Genomic DNA, 22,210 nt, shown 5'->3' with positions numbered 1-22,210 from the left:
TGCCAGCGTGTGAGTGCGCCAGGGGACCACGTGCCACGGCTGCCGCGGCCGCTCCCGCCGCCGGGGGCGCGCAACCTCGTGCTGGTCATCCTCGACAGCCTCCGCTACGACAGCTGGCAGGCGGCGCCGCCGCGCAGCCTCGCCGGGATCGGGCCGTTGCAGCGGCGGTTCAGCTACGCCACCTGGACGGCCCCGTCACACCTCAACCTGCTGATGGGTCTGCTCCCGCACACGAGCCCGCCGCGGGTGTACGCCTCCGACTACTACCGCCAGGACTTCCTCCGCTACCGAGAGCGGCTCGGCGTCCCCGAGCTGGAGTACCGGCGGATGCTCCCCTCGCTGTTTCTGCCGACGCTGCTGCGGGGCCTCGGCTACCTCACCCACGCCCGCGTGTCGATGCCGGTACTCAACCCGCTGACGGTGCTCAACACCGACTTTGACTCCTACCGGCTGATGGGCGCCCACAATGACATGGCGGCGATCGTGGACGAACTGCACTTCAGCTCGGAGCGGCCGTCCTTCTGGTTGCTCAACGTCGGAGAGACCCACTACCCCTACGCCCACCCGGGTTCGGCCGACAGCGTCGAGCTTCCCCACATCTCCGGGGTGCACGGGGTGATCAAGGGTCTCGACGGGCTCCGTGCGGGGTCAGACGCGGCGGCGGAGTTCTTCACTCCGGCCAGCCTCGCGGACCTCCACGCCCGCCAGATCGCCGCCCTCGAGTACCTCGACGGCGTGTTTCTGGCGCTGCTGGAGCGGCTCCCCGCCGAGACCTGGCTGATCGTCACCTCCGACCACGGCGAGCTGTTCGGGGAGGACGGCTACTTCGGGCACGGGCCGATCATGCACGAGAAGGTGCTCGAGGTGCCCTTTCTGGAAGGCCGGGTCGGCTGAGTTCACAGCACCGGCGTGCGGGTCGCCAAGCTTGCGCGGGCGAGCGCGACCGCCCCGACCGCGTCGGCGAGGACCTCAGCCGGGCGCGGGGCCATCAGCAGGTAGGGCAGTGCGGCGCCGAGCGGGTGCGGGCGCCGGCTCAGCCACGCGAGGGCGCCGCCGAGCAGCGCGAGGTCGAAGGCGGCGGTCCGGCGGGAGAGGAACCAGTGTCGGTAGAGGAAGTGCCGGCGCAGTTCGGGGACCGCCCGGACAAGTGCGGGGAAGTGCCCGCGCCGACGCTGCTCGCTGATGTAACCGCGAGGGCCGCGCGGGAAGATCGCGTGGTGCACGACCGTCTCGGCGCTGAAGCTCGTGCGCGCCCCCGCCCGGCGGGCCCGCCAGGCAAACCACGTGTCCTCCCCGAAGGGCCGGTTCTCGGCAAAGCCCGGGAGCGGGGAGAAGCCGCCGGCGAGGGTGAACACGTGCGGGTGCATCAGCAGGTTCGCCGTCTCATACAGCCCGCTCTCATGTCCGACCGACAGGGTCCGGTCATACCGGCCCGGCCGCCCGGCGGGGAGGACCCGCCCCTGGATCAGATCGGCTCGCTCGAGGGCGTCGAGCCCGGTCTCGAGCCAGTTCCGGTCGGGGACGCAGTCTGCGTCGGTGAAGGCGATCAGGGTTCCGCGCGCAGCCGCGACGCCGAGGTTGCGCGAGCTCGCCGGCTCGCCGGCGGGGTTGTGGAGCACCCGGATCCGCGGATCGGCGCTCGCGAGGTCGCGGGCGATCTGCAGGGTTCGGTCTGAGGAGGCTGAATCAACCACGATCACCTCGAAGCTGGCGGAGACCTCCTGGGTACGGAGGGCCGCGAGGGTCGCCGCCAGGGTCCCCTCGGCGTTGTGGGCGGGGACGATCACCGAGAGCTGCGGGTTGGCCATACTCACCCCATTCTGTCTGAGCCCGGCCGTCATCATCCCGGCCCGCACGTGAGCGTCCACCCATCCGGCCGGCCGGCGCCGTCCGCCGCCGGGCGGGTCGCCCTGCTGAGCCCGTGCTTCTGGCCTGAGGTCCGGCGCGGCGGTGAGCGGTTCGTCGCCGAGCTCGCCGAGGGGCTTCGCCGGCGCGGGGTCGGTACGCGACTGATCACCAGTCACCCGGGCCGGCCGACGCTCACCACCGAGTCCGGGCTGGCGATCCTGCGCCTCCCGCGCCCCCCCCAGGGGCCGCTGGTGCGCCGCGGTTACGAGCAGTACCTCACCCACGTGCCGCTCAGTTACGCCGCGCTCCGCGCGGGCGACTACGCCGTCGCCCACGCTGTCTACCCGACCGACGCGCTCGCCGCCGCGCGCTGGCGGGCCCGCAGCGGCCGTCCGGCCCTGCTCAGCTACCTTGGCATCCCGGACGAGGCCGGTCTCGCCCAGCGGCGCTGGCATCGGGAGTTCGTCGCCCGCGCGCTCGAGCACACCGATCGGGTGGTTGCCCTCAGTCAGCACGCCGCGGCCGCCTTTGCCGCGTCCTTCGGCTACCGCGCCCCGGTCATCCCGCCCGGCGTGGACCTCCGTGCCTTCACCGTCGGAGGCGAGCGCAGCCCGGTGCCGACGATCATCTGCAGTGCCGTCGCGACCGAGCCGCGCAAGCACGTTCGGCTCCTGCTCCGCGCCTTCACGCTCGTGCGCGCCGAGCTGCCGGACGCCGAGCTGTGGCTGTCGGCCCCCCAGGCGCTCCCGGACGCCCCCGGGGTGCGCTGGCTCGATCTCGACGACCGGGGTGCGCTCGCCCGGGCCTACCGGCACGCCTGGGTCGCCGCCCTCCCCGCCGAGTCAGAGGCGTTCGGTCTCGTGCTCGCGGAGGCGCTCGCCTGCGGGACCCCGGTCGTCGGCTACGCCGACGCGGCGATCCCAGAGCTCATCGACTCCGCGCGGATCGGTCGGCTCTTTGCGGCGCTCGAGCCTGCCGCGCTCGCCGGCGCACTGCTGGAGTCCCTCGCCCTCAGCCAACGGCCCGAGACGCCCGGGCACTGTCGCGTCCGGGCCGAGGCGTTCTCCCACGATCGCTGCGCCGAGGCCTACCTCACGCTCTATCGGTCCCTTGGCGCCACGGTCTGAGGACAGCGGTCTCGCTCACGGGGGTGACCTGCCGGGCGATGGGTGCTGGATCGACGCGGTCGCCGGCCTGCATCAGTCGGGATCCCCCGCCCAGGCGACTGCGGCCTGGAAGCCCGGTGCCGGGGGGGTGAGGTCATGCAGCAGCCACCGGCGTCCGCCCCAGACGGCGACGGGTGAGAGCACCTCGAGGCCGCTGAGGGCGGTGGCGATGCCACCGCCCTCAGCCTTGGCGACCGCCTCCTTGCGGACCCACAGGGCGAGCAGGGCCGTCTCCCGGTCGGGCTGATCGGCCCACCACTCCAGCTCGCGAGGCGTACAGATCCGGCGGGCGAGACCGTCCGGATTCCGCAACCGCCGGGGGGCCTCGAGGTCGACGCCGACGGGTACGTCGGCCCGCGCGATGAGCGCCAGCGGGCCGGAGTGAGCGAGGTTGACGTGCGGGCCACCGACGATCTGGGGCTTGCCCCGCTCATCCCGGACGATCGGAGCGCCGGCGGCGATCGAGGTCAGGGCCGCCCGCACCGCCCCGGCGGCGAGGATACGCACCTCGAGCACCGCCGGCACAGGCCCCCGGTGCTCGCCGGGCGCCCACGCGGCGCGCGCCGGCCCCCTCCGGTCGGGTGGGCTCACAGATATCCGAGCAGCCGCATCTGACGCTCGAGTGCGGCGACCGTCGCCTCCGTCTCCTCGCCGGCCGGGCCCGGCGGCTGCGCCGGGGTGGGAGCCGCCGCCCCGCCCTCACGCGCCTGCGTGAGGGCGGTGAGGAGACGCGCGTCGGTCGCGTCAGTCGGAGGGCTGAGCGGGTGACCGTCGGTCAGCTCGAGTCGACGCTGCCCGTCCGTGGCCAGCCAGCGGTCGGCAGTGAGCCGGGCCACCTGGGCGGCCGACAGCGACCAGCGCTCGGTGAAGTCGAGCATCCGGGCATCGTCGGCCCGGCACAGCGGAGCTGAATGAGCGACGGCGACACCGGCGGCCACCGCTCCGGTCCGAGCCGACGGCTCCTCGAGCCCGGCGACGGCCCACAGCAGCGGTGCGAGCGCCTGGAGGGAGACTGCATCGTCGCCCTGGGGGAAGCGCTCGGCGCCTGGGCCGGCGGCGACGAGCGGGACGCGGACGAGACAGTCGAGGAGGTGGAACCCGTGCGCGATGAGCCCCTCCTCCCCGAAGCACTCACCATGGTCAGACGTGACGATGACGAGCGTGTCGGCGAGCCGACCGGTGCGTGCGAGCGTCGCGAGCACGCCGGCGAGCCACGCGTCGGTGTAGGCGACGGCACGGCGGTGGAGATGAGCGAGACGACCGAGCACCGGTCGGGGCGGCGTGCCCGCGCCGGCGGCGGCCAGGGCGATCGCCTCGAAGCTGAGCCGCCGGTGGCAGTCGAGCGCCGCGGCGACCCGTCCGGGGGTCGCGAGGTCGTTGAACGGGCGCGGGGGAAGGTAGGGGGAGTGCGCCTCGACAAGGTTGACGAACCAGAACTGCGGGCGGCCGGGGTGGGCGTCGGTGATCGCCCGCTCGAGCGCCGCGCCGATCCGGGCGGCGCCGCTATCGGCAGCGCTGAGGAAGCCCTCCCGGGCCCAGGCGAGCGTGCTGCGCCACGTGCCGGGTCGGCGGGAGAAGGCCCGGTCGAACCGGGCGGAGGGGAGGTAGTCGAAGCGGTCAAAGCCGCTGTCGAGACCGCTGTGGGGGGAGACCCACAGGTTTGCGCTGAGCCCGTGGGTGTCGTATCCGGCCTCGCCGAGGCGGTGGGCGAGCAGGCGTTCGCGGCAGTCGACGAGGGTGTCGGCGACGCCGCGTGGGTCACCGCCGGGGGCCTGGTCGAGCCCGAACTCGCAGGCGAGCGCGCCGGTGAACATCGCGACGTGAGAGGGAAGCGTCCACGGGGCTGTCGCGAACGCGTTCTCGACCGCGACCCCGCGGCGGGCGAGGCCGGCGACCGTCGGGGTGCACGCGCCCGGGTCATAGGGGCTGAAGGCGTCCCGGCGTGCGGCGTCGATCACGACGAGGAGGATGTTCGGAGGCCGGGGCATCGGCTCAGGGGCGGGCGGGTGCGCGGGCGCTGAAGGCGCAGTACCAGCAGCGCATGCTCGGCACGGCCGGGGGGCGTAGAGGACGGCTGATCCGTTCGATCTCGACGAACCCGGCCGCCCACAGGTAGTCGTGGAGTGCAGCGACGTTCGGCAGCCACCAGTTGAACGCGTTCGCGGCGGTGTCAAAGCGCGCAAGCGGGGTCCGCGGGGCGCGGACCGTTTCGGTGAGGGAGATCGCCTCGAGCATGATCAGCCGCCCGCCGGGCACGAGCACGGAGCGGATGTTCTCGAGGGCGCGGATCGGATCGCGCAGATGCAGCAGCAGCGCACCGAGGAAGGCGAGGTCGAACCGCCGTCCGCCGACCGCGTCGGGGGTGAGCGCGAGTACGTCACAGACGACGCGCTGCACGCGGGAGCCGAGTCGCCGGTGGGCGATCCGGAAGCCCCGGCCGAGTTCGAGCCCGAACGCGTCCGCGTCCGCGGTGAGGCGGGCCCGGTGGACCGGCGGCCAGGCGGCCGCGTCGAGGCGATCGAGGTCGATCGCGACCACCTCTGCCCCGCGGCGCTCCAACTCGAAGGCCCAGAAGCCGTCGTAGGTGCCGACGTCGAGAGCGTGCAGGCCGTGCAGGTCACGGTCGAGCAGGCGGGCGCTGTGGCCGCGCCAGTCGACATGTCCGGGGGTCGGATCCCCGCCCCCGGGCAGGTCGATGGTGTGATACCAGGCCGGATTGGCGTCGATCGTTGCGTTCGGCGTCGTCACGCGGCGCTCCGGGGCGGCCGCGCGGCCTGTCTGTGCATGATGTCGCTGCTCTCCCTCCGGCCAAAGGTTAGGCGCCCTGATGCGGAAGTGGTGCCGTCCATGGCTGCTCTGGCCCGCGGGCGCGGCTCAACCGGCAATGCTAGGGAGACGGGCGGGCGCGCGCGTCGTCACACTCCCGGAGGAGCCATGGAGTCCGCAACGGGAGTCACGTCCGGCCGTCGTCTCGACACCGGTGGGCGCAGTCTGCGCCAATTCGCCGCTCGGGGTGTGATCATCAACAGCCTGTTCGACCTCGGGCTCGGCGGGGTCAACCTGATCCGCGGGCTCGTGCTTGCCGCGCTACTGAGCCGGGCGGACTTCGGGCTGTGGGGGATCCTTCTCGTCTCCCTCGGCGTCGTCGCCCAGCTCAAGCTGATCGGCATCTCGGATAAGTTCATCCAGCAGGACGAGGCCGACCAAGCCACCGCGTTCGCGCGGGCGTTCACCCTCGAGCTGATCACCTCGGCTGTGACGACGGTGCTGCTGATGCTTCTGCTGCCGCTCATCTGCCTGTTGTACGGGCAGTGGCGCCTGCTCGCCCCCGGCCTCGTGCTGTGCACGATGCTGCTCGCCTACGCCTTCCAGAGCCCGCAGTGGATCTTCTACCGGCGGATGGACTTCGTCGCCCAGCGGCTGCAGACCGCCGTCGAGCCGGTCGTTGGGCTGCTCGTCGCTGTCGGGCTCGCCCTCGCCGGCTTCGGCTACTGGGCGCTGGTGATCGGTGCAGCTGCGGGCGCCTGGGCGGGGGCCGGCGTCGCCGTCCGTGCCTCCCCATACCCGTTGGCCTGGCGTCTCGATCGGGATGCCGTGTCGGTCTACTGGCGGTTTTCGGGCCCGATCCTCGTCGCGACGATCTGCACCGTCGTGCTCGCCAACGGGACCGTGCTGGCGACGAACCTCCACCTTGGCCTGCGAGCCGTTGGCGCGGTCGCCCTCGCCACCACCGTCATCTCCTTCACGACCCGGGTCGACGACATCATCGCGACGACCGTCTACCCGGGTATCTGCGCGGTGGCCGACCGGATCGACCTGCTCGCGGAGAGCTTCGCCAAGACGAACCGGCTCGCGATGTTGTGGGCGATCCCCTTCGGCGTCGGCCTCACCCTGTTCGCTCCCGATCTGATCCGCTTCATCCTCGGCGCCAAGTGGGAGGCCGCAACCTCCCTGATCCAGATCACCGGGCTCGTCGCAGCGCTCAACCACGTCGGGTTCAACTGGGACGACTACTACCGCGCTCGGGGAGAGACCCGCCCGATCGCCGTCGTCGCGGTCGTGTCGGTGATCGTCACCCTCGGGGCGGGGATCCCGTTGCTGCTCGACGACGGTCTCACCGGGCTCGCCTGGGGGATCGGGGCGGGGGCGGGGGCCGCCCTCGTCGTCCGCGCCGGGTACATCGCAGCGCTGTTTGACGGCTTTGACCTGCTCTGGCACGCATGGCGGGCGATCGCCCCGGTGCTGCCCGGGGTGGTGATCGTGCTCGGCCTCCGCGCGCTCACCGGGCCAGGGTTCGGACCTGCGGTGGTCCGGTTCACCGCGTACGTGATCGTTGTCGTCGCCGCCAGCGGGGTGAGTGAGCGGGCGCTCCTGGCCGAGGCGGTCGGCTACCTGCGCCGCCGTGCCGCACCGGAGGGACCGGCCGCGCCGCCCAGGCATTAGCATCGCCGCCTGATGAGCAGCCCAGCAGATCCCGGCGAATCGACGCCGGCGGTGGCCGACCGGCCGGGCGGCGTCCCGCTCGCCGACCAGGTGGCGGCGATCAGCTGGTACCACACGCTCGAGCTGCCCGGCGGCGTGGTCACCCCGGGCTTCTTCGACCACCGATCGATCCTGCCCCGGGTGCCGCTGCCCGCCGACCTGCAGGGGCGGCGCTGTCTCGACGTCGGCACCTTCAACGGCTTCTGGGCCTTCGAGCTCGAGCGGCGTGGAGCCGCCGAGGTCGTCGCCGTCGACGTGCTCGACCCGCGGCGCTGGGATTGGCCGGTCGGCGCAGAGGCTGCGACGCGGGCGGCCGTCGGCGAGCGCCACGCCGGAGGTGACGGCTTCCGGATCGCCGCGCAGACGCTCGGCTCGACGGTGACCCGTGAGGACGTGTCCGTCTACGACCTCGACCCCGCCCGGGTCGGGCGCTTCGATCTCATCTTCCTCGGCAGCCTGCTCGTGCATCTGCGCGAGCCCGTCCGTGCCCTCGAGGCCGTCGCCTCCGTCCTCCACCCGGGCGGGACCCTCGTGCTCGTCGACGGGATCGATCTTCCCCTCACGCTCTCCCATCCGCGGACCCCGGTCGCGCGTCTCGATGGTCGCGGCCGGCCCTGGTGGTGGACGGCCAACGCGGCCGGGCTCGCCCGGATGCTCGAGGTCGCCGGCTTCACCGTCGAGCGCGGGCCTGAGCGTCTGTTCGTGCCCCCCGGCGCAGGCTGGCGACTGAACCGGTGGGACTGGCGTCTGGCCCGCAGCCGCGAGGGGCGCTACCACCTCATCGTCGCCTGGCGTGGGGACCCGCACGCTGCGATCGTCGCCCGGCGCTGATGCGGGCCAGCGACCTCACCGTCGTCATCCCGACCTCCGGCCGCTGGGAGGTGCTCGGCCGCACCCTCGACGCACTCGCCGCCCAGACGGCGCCCCCCGCCGAGACGGTCGTCGTCGTCAACGGACTCGACCGGCCCGTCCCCGCCGCGGTCCAGCAGCGCCCGCGGGTCCGGGTCATCGCCAAGGCCGACGAGGGGCCCGGGCCCGCACGCAACCTCGCCGTGGCCACCGTCGGCACGCCGCTCATCCTCTTCCTGGGCGACGACACGATCCCGACCTCTGACCTGGTCGCACGCCACCTCGAACGCCACCGGGCCGAACCGGCCCCGGAGGTTGCGGTCCTCGGTACCGTCCGCTGGCACCCCGAGGTGGCCGACAACCGGCTCAACCGCTGGCTCGACTGGAGCGGGACCCAGTTCGACTATGCCGCCCTCGACGCCGCAGAAGCGACGGCCCGGTCCGGTGCGAGCCCCGGGCCCCGTGGCGGCGCTGGGGCACCGGCGGACGCTCTCGACGCCGGTTTCGGCCGTTTCTACACGGCGAACCTGTCACTGAAGCGCAGCTTCTGGGAGCCGTTTGACCCCGCCTTTCGGTTCGGCTATGAGGACATCGATCTCGGCTACCGGCTCGCTCAGCGGGGGCTCGTGCTCCGTTACGAACCGCTGGCCCGTGCCCAGCATCTGCACGCCAACACGATCGCCGGCCTGCACCGGCGCTTCGAGCTCGTCGGCACCGGGGAGCGAGTGATGGCCGCCAAGCATCCGTGGTTCGTCCCGTTCTTTCACGAACGCTTCACCCGGCTCGGTGCCGGTCCGCGGATCTCCCCGCTGTGGGCGGGCATCCACGACCGGGTGCCGCGGCGGATCGAGCGGCTGTGGTGGCCCGTCCACGCCCGCGCCGAGCGCTGGTACTACCAGGAGTTCGCCGACAGCTTCTTCACCGGCTGGGACCGCGCCCTCGACGAGGAGGAGCTCGCCGCCTACCTCGGGGATGCCTTCGAGCGCGAGTCCCTGTGGCGCCACAGCGAGCTCGTGGAGGCTGAGGCGGCGGCCAGCCCCGACCTCGACCGGTTCTACCGCACCTCCCGGGCCTATCTGTACGACCTCACCGCCTTCGCCATGTCCGGGACCAAGCTCCCCTATCACGCGGTGCTCCGCTCACTCGTGCCGTCCGGGGCCCGCGTCCTCGACTTTGGCTGTGGGATCGGCGCGGACGGGCTGCGGCTGCTGAGTCGGGGGTATGTCGTCGAGTTCGCCGACTTCGACAACCCGTCCGTCGCGTTCCTGCGCTGGCGCCTCGCTCGCCGTGGCCTCGACGCGCCCGTGCACGACCTCGACGGGGCCCTGCCGGACGGCTTTGCCCTCGCCTACGCCTTCGACGTACTCGAGCACGTCAGCGATCCGTGGGCGCTGCTCGCGCGGCTTGAGCAGAGCGCCGCGCTCGTCCTCGTCAATGTGCTCGAACCGCGGCCGGGGGACGTCTCCCTCCACCACGAGCTGCCGGTCCGCGCGATCCTCCGCTACGCCCGCGAGCGGGGCATCGTCCACCACGAGCGCCTCCACGGCCGCTCGCACCTGATCGCCTACCGCGGTGTCGGGGCGCGCAGCTCCTCGGGCTCCTGACCGGGCGGCCCGAAGTAGTCGAGCACCCGGGCGGGTGCGCCGGCGGCGACACAGTAGGCCGGCAGCGGGCGGCTGACGACCGAGTTGGCTCCGACGAAGGTGCGGGTGCCGATGTCGGCGATGATCGTGCACTTCGTCGTCGTCGTCACGTGGTCGGCGAGGGTCACCGGGGACAGGCTGTAGCCCTGCTGGAGCATCGGCCGGGCGAGGTCCTTGAAGTTGTGGTTGCCGTCGACGATCAGGCTCGCCTGCCCGAACATGCAGTGGGCGCCGATACTCACCCGCGAGCTGCACTGGATGATCGCGTCGTAGGTGAACACGGTCATCGTCCCGATCTCGATGCGGGCGTCGGGGCCCCCGAGCTCGGCGCGAAAGCCCCGCCGAAACTCACAGCCCGGCCCGGCGAGGAACGTCCCGCCTCGCGGCGCGTCGATGCTGAAGCCCGGTCCGAGGTAGACCGGCCCGCCGAACTCGATCCGGCAGTGGGGGTGGCGCCAGAGCACCCAGCGCTTGCGCAGCCACGACATCAGCATCGGTCCCGGCCCCGGGAGGTAGAGGACGAACACGCGCAGCGAACCGCTCTGGGCCCACCACCGGCGCCACAGGGCGAGGCGTGCGCGGACCGCGCCGCGGCGGCCGGCGGGGGCGTCGCCACGGTGTCGGACACTCATGCGCGCAATACTAGGTGTCATGGCGACCGCGAGCCCACGCAGCACCCGCCGCTCGGGACGGCGCTCGCGGCGCCGCCGCGGTGAGGGCCTCGAGCCGCTCCCGCGGGAGGCGTGGACGCGTCTGGCGGCCTGTACGGCAGCCGCCGCCCTGTTGCAGCTCGACGGGACGGTGATCACCGTCGCACTGCCGAACGTGTCGACGAGTCTGCGGGTCTCCAACTCGGCGACCGCGGTCCTCCTGAGCGCCTATTTCGCCGCCTACGCGCTGCTGCTGTTTCCCGGCGGACGCCTCGTCGACCGGCTCGGCGCGCGGCGCCTCGCCCTCGTCGGGCTGCTCCTGTTCGCCGTCGGCGCCGCCCTCGGGGCGGTCGTCTCGGACCTCGGTCTGCTCATTGTCACGCGGATCATCCAGGGGGTCGGGGCGGGGCTCGTCTCTCCGGCCGCGCTCGCGGGCGCGGTATCGGGCTTCCCGCCGGAGCGGCGCGGCACCGCCCTCGGGATCTGGGGCGCGTCGGCGGGGATGGCCAACCTCGCCGGGCCGCTGCTCGGCGGGATCCTCACGGTCGCCTTCGGCTGGCGCGCGGCCTGGTGGGTGCTCGTCCCGCTCGCGCTCGCCGCCGCCTGGGGCATCCTCAAAAACGTTCCGACGCTCGTGCACGACAACCCGGAGGGCGGCGGCGGTCGCGTGCTCAACCGGACCGTCTCCGCCGCCGCGGCGGTCGCCGGGATCACCTTCGCGGTGATGATCGGCACGTTCTACCTCGCCGAGCAGTACCTGCAGCGCAGCGCGGGCTACTCGGCCCTCGGCGCGTCGGCGATCCTCGTCATCGTCGCCCTGCTCGTCGGCGCTGCCGCTCCGATCGCCGGTGGGCTCGTCGACACGCACGGCTCCCGCCTCCCGGCGCTGCTCGGCTTTACGGCCGCCGGCGTCGGCCTGGCCGTCCTCGCGATCCCGGGCGTCTCCCTCGACGGAATCGTGACCCTCATCTGCCTGATCCCGATCGGCCTCGGCCTCGGGATGCTGTTCGTCCCGGTGTCGCGGGCCGCGCTCAACTCAGTCGATGAGAGCGCCCACGGTCGGGCCTCGGCGATCCTCTCCTTCATGCGTCTGCTCGGCGCCGGCCTTGGGGCCGGCGCCGCGGGCGTGGCGCTCGCCGGGGGAGCGACCGCCTCAGGGGTGCACACCGCGGTCGCTGTCGCCGCCGGCCTCTGTCTCCTCGTCGGCCTTCCGCTCGCCGCCCAGCTCGCGGACCGCCGCTCCGGTCAGGCGGCGCCGGCGCGTGCGACGTAGCCGCCCCCGGTCCCGCAGTCCCGCAGCCCCGCCGCCGTGAAGGTCGTCGCCACCGCACCGTCGGCCCGGCCGAAGGTGTGGAAGACCCCGCTCAGCTCGAGGTGTCCGAGCAGTGCGGCCACCGCGGACCGGATCGTCAGTGACACCACGAACCGGCTCGGCGCCCGCAGCGGGGTGACCGCGGGCTGATGTGAGATCGTCCCGGCGATCGTCCCCGGACAGCGCGTGGGAAGTCCGGCGGGGAAGCGGATCGCGCCGACCCGACGGCCGTCGGCGCTGATGGAGAAGCTGAGCGGCAGGCGTCGGCGGACCTGGCCGGAGCGGGTGACGAGCACGACCGTGCCCGTGTAGGTCGCCCCGGCGGACGGTCGCGGACCGTGGCCCCGGCTGATCGCCGTTCCGAGGACGATCAGTCCGATCAGCAGGGCGATCGTCAGAGGCAGGCGCCGCTTGGCGGAGACCCACAGCACCGGGTCACCGGCGGGGCCGTGCGAGCAGGGCGGAGTGGGGAACCCCGACCCCACCGAGCGTCGCCCGGCACAGACCGCGGAAGGCCCGGTCGCGCAGGCCACCGCGGGCGCCCGAGGCTGGGTGGGCGCTCCCGAACGGCTCCGCGAACGGACGGCTCGCCGAGATCACCTCAAAGCCGGCGGCCTCGAGCAGGCGGCGGTGGCCGGCCGCGTTGACTGTCCACCACTGACAGACGCTGTCGTCGCGTGCCAGCTCGGCGACCGGACGCCGACGGGCGAGCAGGGTGAGCGGGAGCGAGATCGCCTCCACGGACATGAACCATCCGGCGGTGACGGAGCGGACGGCCTCAAGCGCGCGGACCGGGTCGCGCAGGTGCAGGAGGAGGCTGCCGAGCACGACGACGTCAAAGCGTCCCAGCTGTCCGGGGTCGAGGTCATAGACGTTGACCTCGATCTTCTCGACGCGGGAGCCGAGCGCCGCGTGGGCGGCGGCGAACCCCGAGCCCTTGTCCCCTGCGATCAGTCCGAGCTGGTCGCCGGCCGCCTCCCGGATCGGGGCCGGCCAGTCCCACTGGTGATGGTCGGAGATGTCGGTGGCGACGACCTCGGCGGCGCCGCGCCGCTCGAGCTCGAAGGCGAAGAACCCGTCGTAGGTGGCGACGTCGAGACAGCGTCGGCCACGCACCTCCGGCCACGGAAGGCGGCCGAGCACGGGCCGCAGGTCGAACCAGCCCGGAGTCGGCGCGCGGCCCGGGAGATCGAGGGTGTGATACCAGAGCGCGACCTCGTCGGTGCTCGGCGCGGTGCTGGGGGCGGCCATCCCGGCCGACGGTAGCGGCTTTTTCACTAGCATCGTGTTGATGCTCGAGGCCTCGGCTGCCGCCCTATCGGCACGGTTGACGGCCGACGCGCTCGTCCTCGACGTGGGCGGCGGGGCCAGCCCGTTGCCCCGCGCCGACTGGGTGCTCGACCTCATCGCCCACGCGGACCGCGGCCTCTACGGTGCCGTCCCCGACCGTGCGCGGGAACGCTTCAGCGCCGATACCTGGGTGCAGCGCGACATCTGTGACCGTGCCCCGTGGCCGTTTGTCGACGATCAGTTCGACTTTGTCGTCTGCTCGCACACGCTCGAGGACGTCCGCGACCCGATCTGGGTCTGCTCTGAGCTTGTGCGCGTCGCCCGGGCCGGCTACATCGAGGTCCCCTCCCGGCTCGAGGAGCAAGCCTACGGCGTTCAGGGACCGTGGGCGGGATGGGGCCACCACCGCTGGCTGATCGACCTTGACGGGAACGAGCTCACCTTCGTCGCCAAGCACCACGTCCTCCACAACCGGCCCGCCCAGCACTTCCCCGCCGGCTTCCACGAGCGGCTCACGCCGGAGGAGCGCGTGCTGACGCTGTGGTGGACCGGCGCCTTCGGGTTCCGGGAACGGATCTTCACGGACGCGGCCGCCCTCGACGCCTACCTCGAGGGATTCGTCGCCGCCCACCGGACCGAACCCGAACAGAAAGATTTGCTCACGAGGCTCAAGCTCGCCTGGACTGGTGCCGATAAATGACCCGGGTGCGGACGACGCGCGCATATCTCGCCGGATTCGGCACGGCTGGCTCCCTGCTCGCCGGCGCGGCCGTGCTGTTCCTCGTCGCGAGCGCCTTCGTCTCCTTCCACGGGCTGTCGGAGATCGTCTCCGGTGCCCAGTCGGCCCGTGTCACGCTCCCCGGATCCGACGCCGCCGGCACCCCCGACGCCCGGGTCACACCGTCCCCGCGCGTGCTCGCTGCCTTCATCCCGTCTCCGGCGGCCTTGGTCACCGGCACGCGCGCGCCGTCACGACCCGCGAGCAGCCCACCGGTCGTCGCGACGCCGCGCGGACCGGGCGCGCCGCCGACCGGCTCGAGCTCGGCTCCGGCGCCGACGGCGGGAAGTCACCCCTCACCGGTCGCCGCCCCCACCCCGACGACGACCGAGGCGGTCGGTGTGCTGGGAAACACGGTCGAGGGGGCCGGGGTCGGCGGCGCGAAGGTGCTCAACGGCACCGGGGCGGCCCTGAGCGGCGCGGTCGACCATCTCGGGTCGGGTCTCGACCGCACGCTCGCTCCCGTCTCCCCAGGACTCGCCGCCGGCGCGGGGAGCCTCACCCGCTCGGTCGGCACGCTGCTGACCAACGCGACCGGGGCCCTCGCGACCCTGCTCTCCCGCGTCACCGGCGGGCTCGGCGAGACCCTCGGCGGCGCCGGCAACCAGGGCTGACCCGGCGCGCGGCGGCGGACCGGTCCCCTCAGGACCGGTCCTACCTGGCATCATCGCGGCGCAGATGCACCCCACCGTCTCCCTCCCCGACCCCTACCCAGCGACGGCGACGATCAACGCGGCCGGCCACCTCGAGGTCGGCGGCTGCGACCTCGTCGCGCTCGCCAGCGAGTTCGGAACCCCCGCCTACATCGTTGACGAGGCGGACCTTCGCGCCCGCGCTCGCGCCTTCCGGGCCGGGCTCGCGGACCGCCACCCGGACTCGGATGTCCTGTTCGCCTCCAAGGCGTTTCCCTGCAGCGCCGTGTACCGCGTCCTCGCCGAGGAAGGGCTTGCCTGTGACGTCGCCAGCGGCGGCGAGCTTGCCCTTGCCCTCGGGGCCGGGTTCGATCCCGCCCGGATCTACCTCCACGGCAACGCCAAGTCGCTCCCCGAGCTTGCTGAGGCGATGCGCGCCGGGGTCGGCCAGATCGTCATCGACTCCCTCGACGACCTCGATCGGACCGAACGGGTCGCCGGCGAGCTCGGGCGACGCCAGGCGGTGCTGCTGCGGGTGACCCCGGACGTGCGCGGGGAGACCCATGACGCGATCTCCACCGGTCAGGCCGACTCGAAGTTCGGCTTCGGCCTCGCGGAGGCCCCGGGCGCGATCGACCGGGCCCAGCGTTCCCCTCACCTGCACGTGCTCGGCCTGCACTGCCACATCGGCTCGCAACTGCTCGACCTCGCGCCGTTCGAGCGCGCCGTCGCCGCGCTCGCTGAGCTTGGCCGCTTCCCGGTCTACAACCTCGGCGGTGGGCTTGGCGTCGCCTACCTCGCCGACCAGCGACCGCCGGCGATCGCGGCGTACCTGGATGTGCTGATCGCCGCCGCGCACGCCCGGCTCGGGCCCGAGGCCCGGTTGCTGATCGAGCCCGGCCGGGCGTTGGTCGCCAACACGACGCTCACCCTGTATGAGATCCAGACGGTGAAGCGCAACGTCTCCACCTGGGTCGCCGTCGACGGCGGCATGTCCGACAATCTCCGTCCGATGCTGTACGGCTCACGCTATGAGGTCGCGCTCGCCGGGCGGATGCACAGCGCCGGCTCCGGTGAGCCGTGTGTGCTCGCGGGCAAGCACTGTGAGTCCGGAGACGTGATCGCCAGGGACATCCGGCTCGCGGACCCCCGGCCCGGTGAGATCGTCGTCACTCCGGCGACCGGGGCCTACGGCCACGCGATGGCCAACAACTACAACGGCGTTCCGCGTCCGCCGGTGATCTTCGTCGCCGGGGGGAAGGCGCGCGTCGTCGTCCGCCGGGAGACCTATGCCGACCTGGCCGCTCGAGATGTCTGACTCCGGTGACGGGGGCCCGGCGTCGGATCCGGCCGCGCTGCCGAGCTTCCGGATCGGCGTGCTCGGACGGGGGACCGTCGGTGGCGCCTTCACCACGCTGCTCGCCGAGCACGCCCCCCGGGTGCAGGCGATCACCGGGTTGGCGCCGGTGATCTCCGGGGTGATCAGTCGCCGCAGCGGACCGCCGTTTGCGGAGCTGTTGGCCGACTCGGACCTGATCGTCGAGCTGATCGGCGGGATCGAGCCGGCCCGCACCTGGGTTCTGGAGGCGCTCGCGGCCGGCCGGCATGTCGTCACCGCCAACAAGCAACTGCTCTCCCGGCACGGTGAGGAGCTCTACGCCGCCGCTCGCCAGGCAGGGGTCCAGCTCCGTTTCGAAGGGGCCGTCGCCGGCGTCGTCCCGGTCGTCCGGGTGCTGATGGAGTCCCTCGCCGGCGCCCGGATCACCCGGATCCACGGGATCGTCAACGGAACGACGAACTTCGTCCTGTCGGAGATGGCCCGGCTCGGCTGGTCCTATGAGCAGGCACTCGCCGAAGCCCAACGGCTCGGGTACGCCGAGGCCGATCCGACCGAGGACATCGACGGGACCGACGCGGCGGCGAAGATGGCGATCCTCGCCCGGCTCGCCTTCGACGCGCCCGTCCACCTCGACCAGGTCCGCTACGAGGGGATCGCCCACATCACCGCAGACGACATGGCCTACGCGCGTGAGTTTGGGCTTGGGCTCAAGCTCGTCGGGACCGCCGAGCGGCTGCCCGGCGGGATCTCGGTCCGCGTCCATCCCCTGTTCCTCTCGCCGGGGCACCCGCTCGCGTCCGTCGGCGGACCCTTCAACGCGGTCACCCTCGAGGGTGAGGAGTTCACGGAGATCACTCTGTCGGGCCCGGGGGCCGGCGGGCCACAGACGGCGACCGCCGTGCTCGGGGATGTCGTCTCGGCGATGATCCCGCCGGCGTCCGCGCCGATGGCCACGGTCGCGCTCGCGATGGTCGACGACGTCGAGTCGGCCTTCTACATCCATCTCGCGGTCGCGGACGAGCCCGGCGTGCTCGCGGAGGTCGCCCGGCTGCTCGCCGTCCACGATGTCTCGGTCCGCTCGGTACTGCAGCGGGGTCTCGGAGAGGAGGCGGCCCTCGCGATGGTCACCCACAAGGTGCTCGAGTCGCGGTGCGCTGCCGCAGTGGCGGCAATCGCCGAGCTGGAGGTGATCCGTCGACCGCCCCGGGTCATCCGGGTGCTGGAGGAGGAGTTTCTCTAAAGGACGGCCCGGTCCGGGGCCGGCCGGGACCCGGGGGGTCGCCGACCCTGCACTCAGCTGCGGCTGAGGTGGCGCAGCTCACGCAGGGCGATCGGCAACGTCGTCGTGTCAAACCGCTTGGAGTCCTCGATGTCGCCGAGGACGCGCCGGTAGCGCTCAAGCGCCTCTCGTCGGATCTCGCACCAGTCCGCGACGAGACGATCCGCGCCGGTGAGGGCGAGTGCGGCGACGGCGCCTTGCGCCGCCTCGCTGTGGTGGGTCGACCAGCCGTCGGGCCGCTGGTCGAGCAGGAGCGCGACGCTGAGTTCTCGGTGGAGGGTGCCGAGGTCGTCGCGAAGGGCATCCCGCGCCAGGGCCTCCCAGCGGTCACGGCGTGGCAGTCCGGTGATCTGCGCCTCGAGCCATGGGAGGGAGAGCGCCCCCGCGAGCCGGCGGTGGGTGGCGAGCGCGACCGCGCCCGGAGCTCCGGTGTCCAGCGCGACTTCGGTGACGTCGAGGGCGCTGGGCAGCTGGTCGGCGCCGGCGATGCGGTCGGCGAGCATTCCCGGCACCCCCACCTCCGCAAGGGCGCGGGCGGCTGTCTGGACGCGCGCCTGAACCTCGGCATCGAGGTGGCTGCTCCCCGCCCCGTTGAGCAGGGTGACCGCCGGCGCGTACCTGGTGACGAGCGCCTCGATCGCGATCGTGTCGGGGAACCGCCGGACGAGCCAGCGCACCGCCCGCTCGATCACCCGCCGGGTGACAAGCAGCATCGACATCTGCACCTCGGCAGCGACGAGGTTGTCGAGCGCCTCGATCGCCTCCCACAGGGCTCGTATCCCGAACACGTCGCGCGCCACGGTGTAGGCGCGGGCGAGGTGCGCCGCGTCCGCCCCCGTCTCCTCGCTGAGGCGGAGGATGAACGTCGTCCCCTGCCGGTCGACGACCTCGTTGGCGACCGTGGTGGCGATGATCTCCCGCCGAAGCCGGTGCCCGGCGATCGGCCCGGCGAACCGGTCAGGCAGCGGGGCGGGGAAGTAGCGGAGCAGATCCCCGGCGAGGAACGGGTCCTCGGGGAGGTCGGAGGCGAGCAGGGTCGCATCGAGATCGATCTTCACGTGGGCCATCAGTACGGCCAGCTCCGGTCCGAGCAGCCCGAGGCCGGCCGCCTGGCGGTCATGTCCCTCCTGCTCGGAAGGGAGGTGCTCGAGCTCACGGTCGAGTCCGGCCTCCTGCTCAAGGTGCCGGATCAACCGCATGTGGGCGTTGACGAGCGAGCTCGCCTGCGTGAGCGAGAGACTGAGCGCCTGGGTCTGGCGGTAGCTGGCCGCCAGTACCCGGTCGGCGACGGCGTCGGTCATCTCCGCCAGCAACCGGTCGCGTTCGGTTCGGGTGAGCTCCCCGTCCCGCACGACCGCATCGAGGAGGATCTTGATGTTCACCTCATGGTCGGAGCAGTTGACGCCGGCGACGTTGTCGATCGCGTCCGTGTTGACCCGTCCGCCGCCGCGAGCGTATTCGATCCGCCCCCGCTGGGTGAGGCCGAGGTTGCCGCCCTCGGCGACGACGCGAGCGCGCAGCTGGCGCCCGTCGATGCGAACGACGTCGTTGGCCCGGTCGCCGACGATGGCGTCGGACTCGTCACTCGCCTTGACGTAGGTCCCGATCCCGCCGTTGAAGAGCAGATCGACGGGGGCACGGAGGATCGCGCTCACCAGCTCGGCCGGACTCAGGCTCTCGGCGCTGATCCCGAGCCGGGCTCGAGCTCGGGCCGAAATCGGGATCTGCTTGGCGCTGCGCGGAAACACGCCGCCGCCCGGGCTGATCGCCGCGGGATCATAGTCGGCCCACGAGGAGCCCGGCAGGGTGAACAGGCGCCGGCGCTCGGCGTGAGCACGTACCGGATCGGGATCAGGGTCGAGGAAGATGTGCTGGTGGTTGAACGCGGCCACGAGGCACAGGCGCTCGGAGAGGAGCATTCCGTTGCCGAATACGTCACCGGCCATGTCTCCGATCCCGACGACGGTGATCGGCTCGGTCGTGACGTCGACCCCGAGCTCGCGGAAGTGGCGTTTGACCGACTCCCATGCCCCCCGGGCGGTGATTCCCATCCGCTTGTGGTCATAGCCGACGGACCCGCCGGAGGCGAACGCGTCTCCGAGCCAGAACCCGTACTGCTCAGAGATCGCGTTGGCGATGTCAGAGAACGTCGCCGTCCCCTTATCGGCGGCGACGACGAGGTAGGGGTCCGGCCCATCGAGCCGACGCAGCTGGGGAGGGGTGACGGTGCGGGAGCCGACGATGTTGTCGGTGAGGTCGAGCAGACCGGCGAGAAACGTGCGGTAGCAGGCGATGCCCTCGCCGAGCAGTGCCTCCCGCGACGCGTCCGGCGGGGGCTGCTTGAGCACGAAGCCGCCCTTGGAGCCGACCGGAACGATCACGGCGTTCTTGACCATCTGCGCCTTCATCAGCCCGAGGATCTCGGTGCGGAAGTCCTCGCGCCGGTCCGACCAGCGCAGACCCCCGCGGGCGACCGCTCCGCCGCGGAGGTGCACCCCCTCGACCCGGGCCGAGTAGACGAAGATCTCCGCCCGTGGCCGCGGCTGGGGAAGCAGGTCGATCCGAGGCGAATCGAGCTTGAGGCTGAGGTACGTTTTGGGCCAGCCCTCGGCGGTCCGCTGGTAGTGGTTGGTACGCAGGACCGCGTCGATGACGGTGCGGAAGGCGCGCAGGATCCGGTCCTCGTCGAGGCTGGCGACCGCGTCGATGGCCGCGTCGAGGCGCTCCCCGGTCCGCTCCAGTGCGGCGGCCGCGTCGGCGTCGGCACGGTCGGGATCGTGGGCGGCCTCGAACCGCTCGACGAGCAGCCGGGTGATCTCCGGGTTGGCGACGAGCGTCCGCTCGATGTAACGGTCCGAAAAGGCGATCCCGGCCTGGCGCAGGTACTTGGCGACCGCCCTCAGAACGGTGATCTGGGCGCTGTCGAGGTCGGCGGCGATCACGAGCTCGCCGAGGCCGTCATTCTCCAGGTCACCGCGCCAGACCCCGTGGAACACCTCGGCGAAGCGGGGTGCGGTGGCCGCCGGGTCAGGCACGTCGCAGTGGATCCCGAAGTCGTAGATCCACACGGGCGTCCTGCCCCGGGGGCGGACCTCATAGGGCTCCTCGTCACTGACCCGCGCACCCATGTGGGCGAAGATGTCGAGCGCCGTGGAGAGGGAGATCGGCTCGGTGCTGAGCAGCTTGGCCCGCACCGACCCCGCCCCGGCGGTCGGTGATCCGCGGTAGAGCATCAGCCGCGGATCGGGGGTGTCCGTGGTCGTGAGCGCTTCGAGGGCGTCGATGTCCTCGAGCGCGTCGGTGACCGAGAAGGCCTCCTGGTAGGCGGCAGAGAACGCCTGCTCGTAGCGTTCGCTGAGTTCGCGGGCGCGCAGGTCCGGGAACGCGTCCCCGAGCAGCTCGCAGAGATCCTGGGTCCAGGCCCGGATGGCGACCGAGATCTGCTGGGCGAGCCCCGCGGGGTCAAGCGGTGGCGACACCCCCGCCGGGGTGTACACGAGGATGTAGAGGGTCGCCACCCGAGAGTCGCCGAGGGCGAGCATCCAGTCGAAGTGGCTGCCGCCGAAGCGGTCGAGCAGCAGCTGCCCGATCTTCGCCCGGGTGTCTCGGTTGTAGCGGTCCCGGGGCAGGCAGACCGTGCAGTCGATGAACCGGTCGAGTGGGTCGGGACGCAGGAACACGCGCACCTGCTGGCGCTCTCCGAGCCCGAGGATCCCGACCGCCGTCTCCAGGAGCTCATCGACGGTGATCTGGAAGAGGGCGTCGCGCGGGTGGGCCTCGCAGATCTCCGCGAGCACCTTGGCATCGTGGCTGTCAGGCGGGAATCCCGCCCGACCCAGGACGGCGGCGACCTTGCCGCGGATGAGCGGAATCTCCGCGGCGTTCTCCCGATAGGCGGTCGTCGTATACAGGCCGAGGAACCGCCGTTCGCCGACGACGGCGCCGGTGGCGTCGTGGGCCTTGACCCCGACGTAGTCGAGATGGGCGGGCCGGTGCACGGTCGCGCGCGCGTTCGCCTTGGTCAGGACGAGCGGTTCCGGGGTGATTGCGATCATCGCCGCCCGGGGACCGAGTTCGGTCACCGGGCGTTCGGGGGGACGCGCGAGGATGCCCAGCCCCGTGCCGTCGCGGACGCTCAGGCGGGCGGGACTGTCACCGGTGGCGGGGGAGAAGTCGTATTCCCGATAGCCGAGGAAGGTGAAGTGGTCCTCGGTGAGCCAGCGCAGGAAGTCGGCCGACTCCGGGTCCGAGTCGCTCAGCTCGCCGGCGATCGCCAGCGCCCGCTGACGCATCGGCTGCCAGTCCGCGACGGCGGCGGCGACGTCATCGAGCACCCGTCCGACGGCGGTCGCGACCGCCTCCCGCCGCGCCGGATCCTCCTCGCGATCGAACTCGACGTGGATGAAGGACTCGCGCGTCCCCGCGTCGCTGCTCGGCTCATGGATCGCGCTCAGCGTCCCGTCCGCCTCGCGGGACAGGCGGATCATCGGGTGGATGACGAGGTGCGGGTCATAGCCGAGCCGGGAGAGCTCCATGTCGATCGAGTCGACGAGGAACGGCGTGTCGTCGGTGACGATCTCCAGCACCGAGTGCGGGGATGCCCAGCCGTCGGCGTCCGGGTCGGGATTGCTGACCCGCAGCCGTCGCTCGCCGGGGCGGCGCCGCTGGGCGAGGCGCCAGTGGGCGAGCGCGGCGCCGAACAGGTCGGTGCTCGTCCGGGCGCTGAGATCGTCGGCGGGAACCCAGCGGTAATACTGGCCGATGAAGCGGCTCAGCCGGTCGGCCTCTGGCGTGTGCTCTGAGGCAGCGAGGCCGAAGTGGGCACGGACCCGGCCGCGCAACGTCTCGAGCAGCTCCGGCTCCTCCGTGACCGAGGGGTCGCCCATCATCGTTGTCTCCTCTTCCATCTCGCCGGCGATCGTCCTCCCCGGCGAGACCCTAA

18 protein-coding genes are annotated in these 22,210 nt (G+C 72.4%); 10 read left to right on the top strand and 8 right to left on the bottom strand.

The features are described from left to right. The first annotated feature begins 9 nt into the window (after positions 1-9). Entirely contained in the window at positions 10-894 is an 885-nt protein-coding gene (locus M3M55_RS14100) for a hypothetical protein (RefSeq protein WP_249010135.1), read from the top strand. Positions 895-896: 2 nt separating this feature from the next. On the opposite strand, the gene M3M55_RS14095 is transcribed toward M3M55_RS14100, so the two are convergent. After that, the gene (locus M3M55_RS14095) at positions 897-1,808 is read right to left on the bottom strand and encodes a glycosyltransferase family 2 protein (protein ID WP_249010134.1); all 912 of its coding nucleotides are present in this window, start codon (positions 1,806-1,808) and stop codon (positions 897-899) included. 48 nt (positions 1,809-1,856) lie between these two features. Here M3M55_RS14095 and M3M55_RS14090 point away from each other — a divergent pair, with 48 nt between their 5' ends. Further along, the gene (locus M3M55_RS14090) at positions 1,857-2,975 is read left to right on the top strand and encodes a glycosyltransferase family 4 protein (protein ID WP_249010133.1); all 1,119 of its coding nucleotides are present in this window, start codon (positions 1,857-1,859) and stop codon (positions 2,973-2,975) included. Positions 2,976-3,047: 72 nt separating this feature from the next. On the opposite strand, the gene M3M55_RS14085 is transcribed toward M3M55_RS14090, so the two are convergent. From M3M55_RS14085 to M3M55_RS14075, 3 genes are all read right to left on the bottom strand, one after another. Continuing rightward, the gene (locus tag M3M55_RS14085; RefSeq protein WP_249010132.1) at positions 3,048-3,530 is read right to left on the bottom strand and encodes a 4'-phosphopantetheinyl transferase superfamily protein; all 483 of its coding nucleotides are present in this window, start codon (positions 3,528-3,530) and stop codon (positions 3,048-3,050) included. Positions 3,531-3,601: 71 nt separating this feature from the next. Beyond that, on the bottom strand, positions 3,602-5,002 hold the full coding sequence (locus M3M55_RS14080) for a sulfatase (protein WP_249010131.1): 1,401 nt from the start codon (positions 5,000-5,002) through the stop codon (positions 3,602-3,604). A 4-nt stretch (positions 5,003-5,006) separates the two neighbouring features. After that, a complete protein-coding gene (locus M3M55_RS14075; RefSeq protein ID WP_249010130.1) occupies positions 5,007-5,762 on the bottom strand; it encodes a methyltransferase domain-containing protein in 756 nt (251 codons plus the stop codon). Between the two features lie 186 nt (positions 5,763-5,948). Between M3M55_RS14075 and M3M55_RS14070 the strand changes: the two genes are divergently transcribed. The 3 genes from M3M55_RS14070 to M3M55_RS14060 are packed head-to-tail and all read left to right on the top strand — an operon-like array spanning position 5,949 to position 9,949. Next, on the top strand, positions 5,949-7,457 hold the full coding sequence (locus M3M55_RS14070) for an oligosaccharide flippase family protein (protein WP_249010129.1): 1,509 nt from the start codon (positions 5,949-5,951) through the stop codon (positions 7,455-7,457). A 12-nt stretch (positions 7,458-7,469) separates the two neighbouring features. After that, positions 7,470-8,327, top strand: coding sequence for a class I SAM-dependent methyltransferase (locus M3M55_RS14065; protein ID WP_249010128.1), 858 nt, complete (start codon positions 7,470-7,472; stop codon positions 8,325-8,327). Further along, positions 8,327-9,949: a glycosyltransferase gene (locus tag M3M55_RS14060; RefSeq protein ID WP_249010127.1), complete on the top strand. Its 1,623-nt coding sequence runs from the start codon at positions 8,327-8,329 to the stop codon at positions 9,947-9,949. Before M3M55_RS14065 ends, M3M55_RS14060 begins: the two co-directional genes overlap by 1 nt. On the opposite strand, the gene M3M55_RS14055 is transcribed toward M3M55_RS14060, so the two are convergent. After that, the gene (locus M3M55_RS14055; protein WP_249010126.1) at positions 9,910-10,620 is read right to left on the bottom strand and encodes an acyltransferase; all 711 of its coding nucleotides are present in this window, start codon (positions 10,618-10,620) and stop codon (positions 9,910-9,912) included. The two genes, M3M55_RS14060 and M3M55_RS14055, sit on opposite strands and share 40 nt — an antisense overlap. Before the next feature lie 19 nt (positions 10,621-10,639). On the opposite strand from M3M55_RS14055, the gene M3M55_RS14050 reads away from it, so the two are divergent. Further along, complete coding sequence (locus tag M3M55_RS14050) at positions 10,640-11,911, top strand: MFS transporter (protein WP_249010125.1); 1,272 nt, start codon at positions 10,640-10,642, stop codon at positions 11,909-11,911. Here the strand turns inward: M3M55_RS14050 and M3M55_RS14045 are convergent. Then, positions 11,884-12,381 carry a hypothetical protein gene (locus tag M3M55_RS14045; protein ID WP_249010124.1) on the bottom strand — a complete coding sequence of 166 codons (498 nt, stop codon included), beginning with the start codon at positions 12,379-12,381 and terminating at the stop codon, positions 11,884-11,886. The two genes, M3M55_RS14050 and M3M55_RS14045, sit on opposite strands and share 28 nt — an antisense overlap. 4 nt (positions 12,382-12,385) lie before the next feature. Then, complete coding sequence (locus tag M3M55_RS14040; RefSeq protein WP_249010123.1) at positions 12,386-13,201, bottom strand: bifunctional 2-polyprenyl-6-hydroxyphenol methylase/3-demethylubiquinol 3-O-methyltransferase UbiG; 816 nt, start codon at positions 13,199-13,201, stop codon at positions 12,386-12,388. Between the two features lie 40 nt (positions 13,202-13,241). Between M3M55_RS14040 and M3M55_RS14035 the strand changes: the two genes are divergently transcribed. From M3M55_RS14035 to M3M55_RS14020, 4 genes are all read left to right on the top strand, one after another. After that, positions 13,242-13,940 carry a bifunctional 2-polyprenyl-6-hydroxyphenol methylase/3-demethylubiquinol 3-O-methyltransferase UbiG gene (locus M3M55_RS14035; protein WP_249010122.1) on the top strand — a complete coding sequence of 233 codons (699 nt, stop codon included), beginning with the start codon at positions 13,242-13,244 and terminating at the stop codon, positions 13,938-13,940. 5 nt (positions 13,941-13,945) lie between these two features. Beyond that, on the top strand, positions 13,946-14,632 hold the full coding sequence (locus M3M55_RS14030) for a hypothetical protein (RefSeq protein WP_249010121.1): 687 nt from the start codon (positions 13,946-13,948) through the stop codon (positions 14,630-14,632). Between the two features lie 64 nt (positions 14,633-14,696). Next, positions 14,697-15,968 carry a diaminopimelate decarboxylase gene (gene lysA, locus M3M55_RS14025; protein ID WP_249010120.1) on the top strand — a complete coding sequence of 424 codons (1,272 nt, stop codon included), beginning with the start codon at positions 14,697-14,699 and terminating at the stop codon, positions 15,966-15,968. Further along, positions 15,961-17,229: a homoserine dehydrogenase gene (locus M3M55_RS14020; protein ID WP_249010119.1), complete on the top strand. Its 1,269-nt coding sequence runs from the start codon at positions 15,961-15,963 to the stop codon at positions 17,227-17,229. The genes lysA and M3M55_RS14020 overlap by 8 nt, the downstream gene beginning before the upstream one ends. Before the next feature lie 53 nt (positions 17,230-17,282). Here the strand turns inward: M3M55_RS14020 and M3M55_RS14015 are convergent, their stop codons facing one another. Further along, positions 17,283-22,175: an NAD-glutamate dehydrogenase gene (locus M3M55_RS14015; RefSeq protein WP_249010118.1), complete on the bottom strand. Its 4,893-nt coding sequence runs from the start codon at positions 22,173-22,175 to the stop codon at positions 17,283-17,285. Between the last annotated feature and the right edge of the window lie 35 nt (positions 22,176-22,210).

This window comes from Conexibacter sp. DBS9H8, assembly GCF_023330685.1.
GTDB lineage: Bacteria > Actinomycetota > Thermoleophilia > Solirubrobacterales > Solirubrobacteraceae > Palsa-465.
The sequence above is the reverse complement of the archived record's forward strand: the minus strand, read 5'-3'. Positions and strand labels throughout refer to the sequence as shown.

Bases quoted from the DNA above. Each gene is read 5' to 3' on its own strand.
- M3M55_RS14050 (WP_249010125.1), top strand. From the start codon at position 10,640: ATGGCGACCGCGAGCCCACGCAGCACCCGCCGCTCGGGACGGCGCTCG.
- M3M55_RS14040 (WP_249010123.1), bottom strand. From the start codon at position 13,201: ATGGCCGCCCCCAGCACCGCGCCGAGCACCGACGAGGTCGCGCTCTGG.
- M3M55_RS14035 (WP_249010122.1), top strand. From the start codon at position 13,242: ATGCTCGAGGCCTCGGCTGCCGCCCTATCGGCACGGTTGACGGCCGAC.
- M3M55_RS14065 (WP_249010128.1), top strand. From the start codon at position 7,470: ATGAGCAGCCCAGCAGATCCCGGCGAATCGACGCCGGCGGTGGCCGAC.
- M3M55_RS14020 (WP_249010119.1), top strand. From the start codon at position 15,961: ATGTCTGACTCCGGTGACGGGGGCCCGGCGTCGGATCCGGCCGCGCTG.
- M3M55_RS14080 (WP_249010131.1), bottom strand. From the start codon at position 5,002: ATGCCCCGGCCTCCGAACATCCTCCTCGTCGTGATCGACGCCGCACGC.
- lysA (WP_249010120.1), top strand. From the start codon at position 14,697: ATGCACCCCACCGTCTCCCTCCCCGACCCCTACCCAGCGACGGCGACG.
- M3M55_RS14055 (WP_249010126.1), bottom strand. From the start codon at position 10,620: ATGAGTGTCCGACACCGTGGCGACGCCCCCGCCGGCCGCCGCGGCGCG.
- M3M55_RS14070 (WP_249010129.1), top strand. From the start codon at position 5,949: ATGGAGTCCGCAACGGGAGTCACGTCCGGCCGTCGTCTCGACACCGGT.
- M3M55_RS14015 (WP_249010118.1), bottom strand. From the start codon at position 22,175: ATGGAAGAGGAGACAACGATGATGGGCGACCCCTCGGTCACGGAGGAG.
- M3M55_RS14095 (WP_249010134.1), bottom strand. From the start codon at position 1,808: ATGGCCAACCCGCAGCTCTCGGTGATCGTCCCCGCCCACAACGCCGAG.
- M3M55_RS14060 (WP_249010127.1), top strand. From the start codon at position 8,327: ATGCGGGCCAGCGACCTCACCGTCGTCATCCCGACCTCCGGCCGCTGG.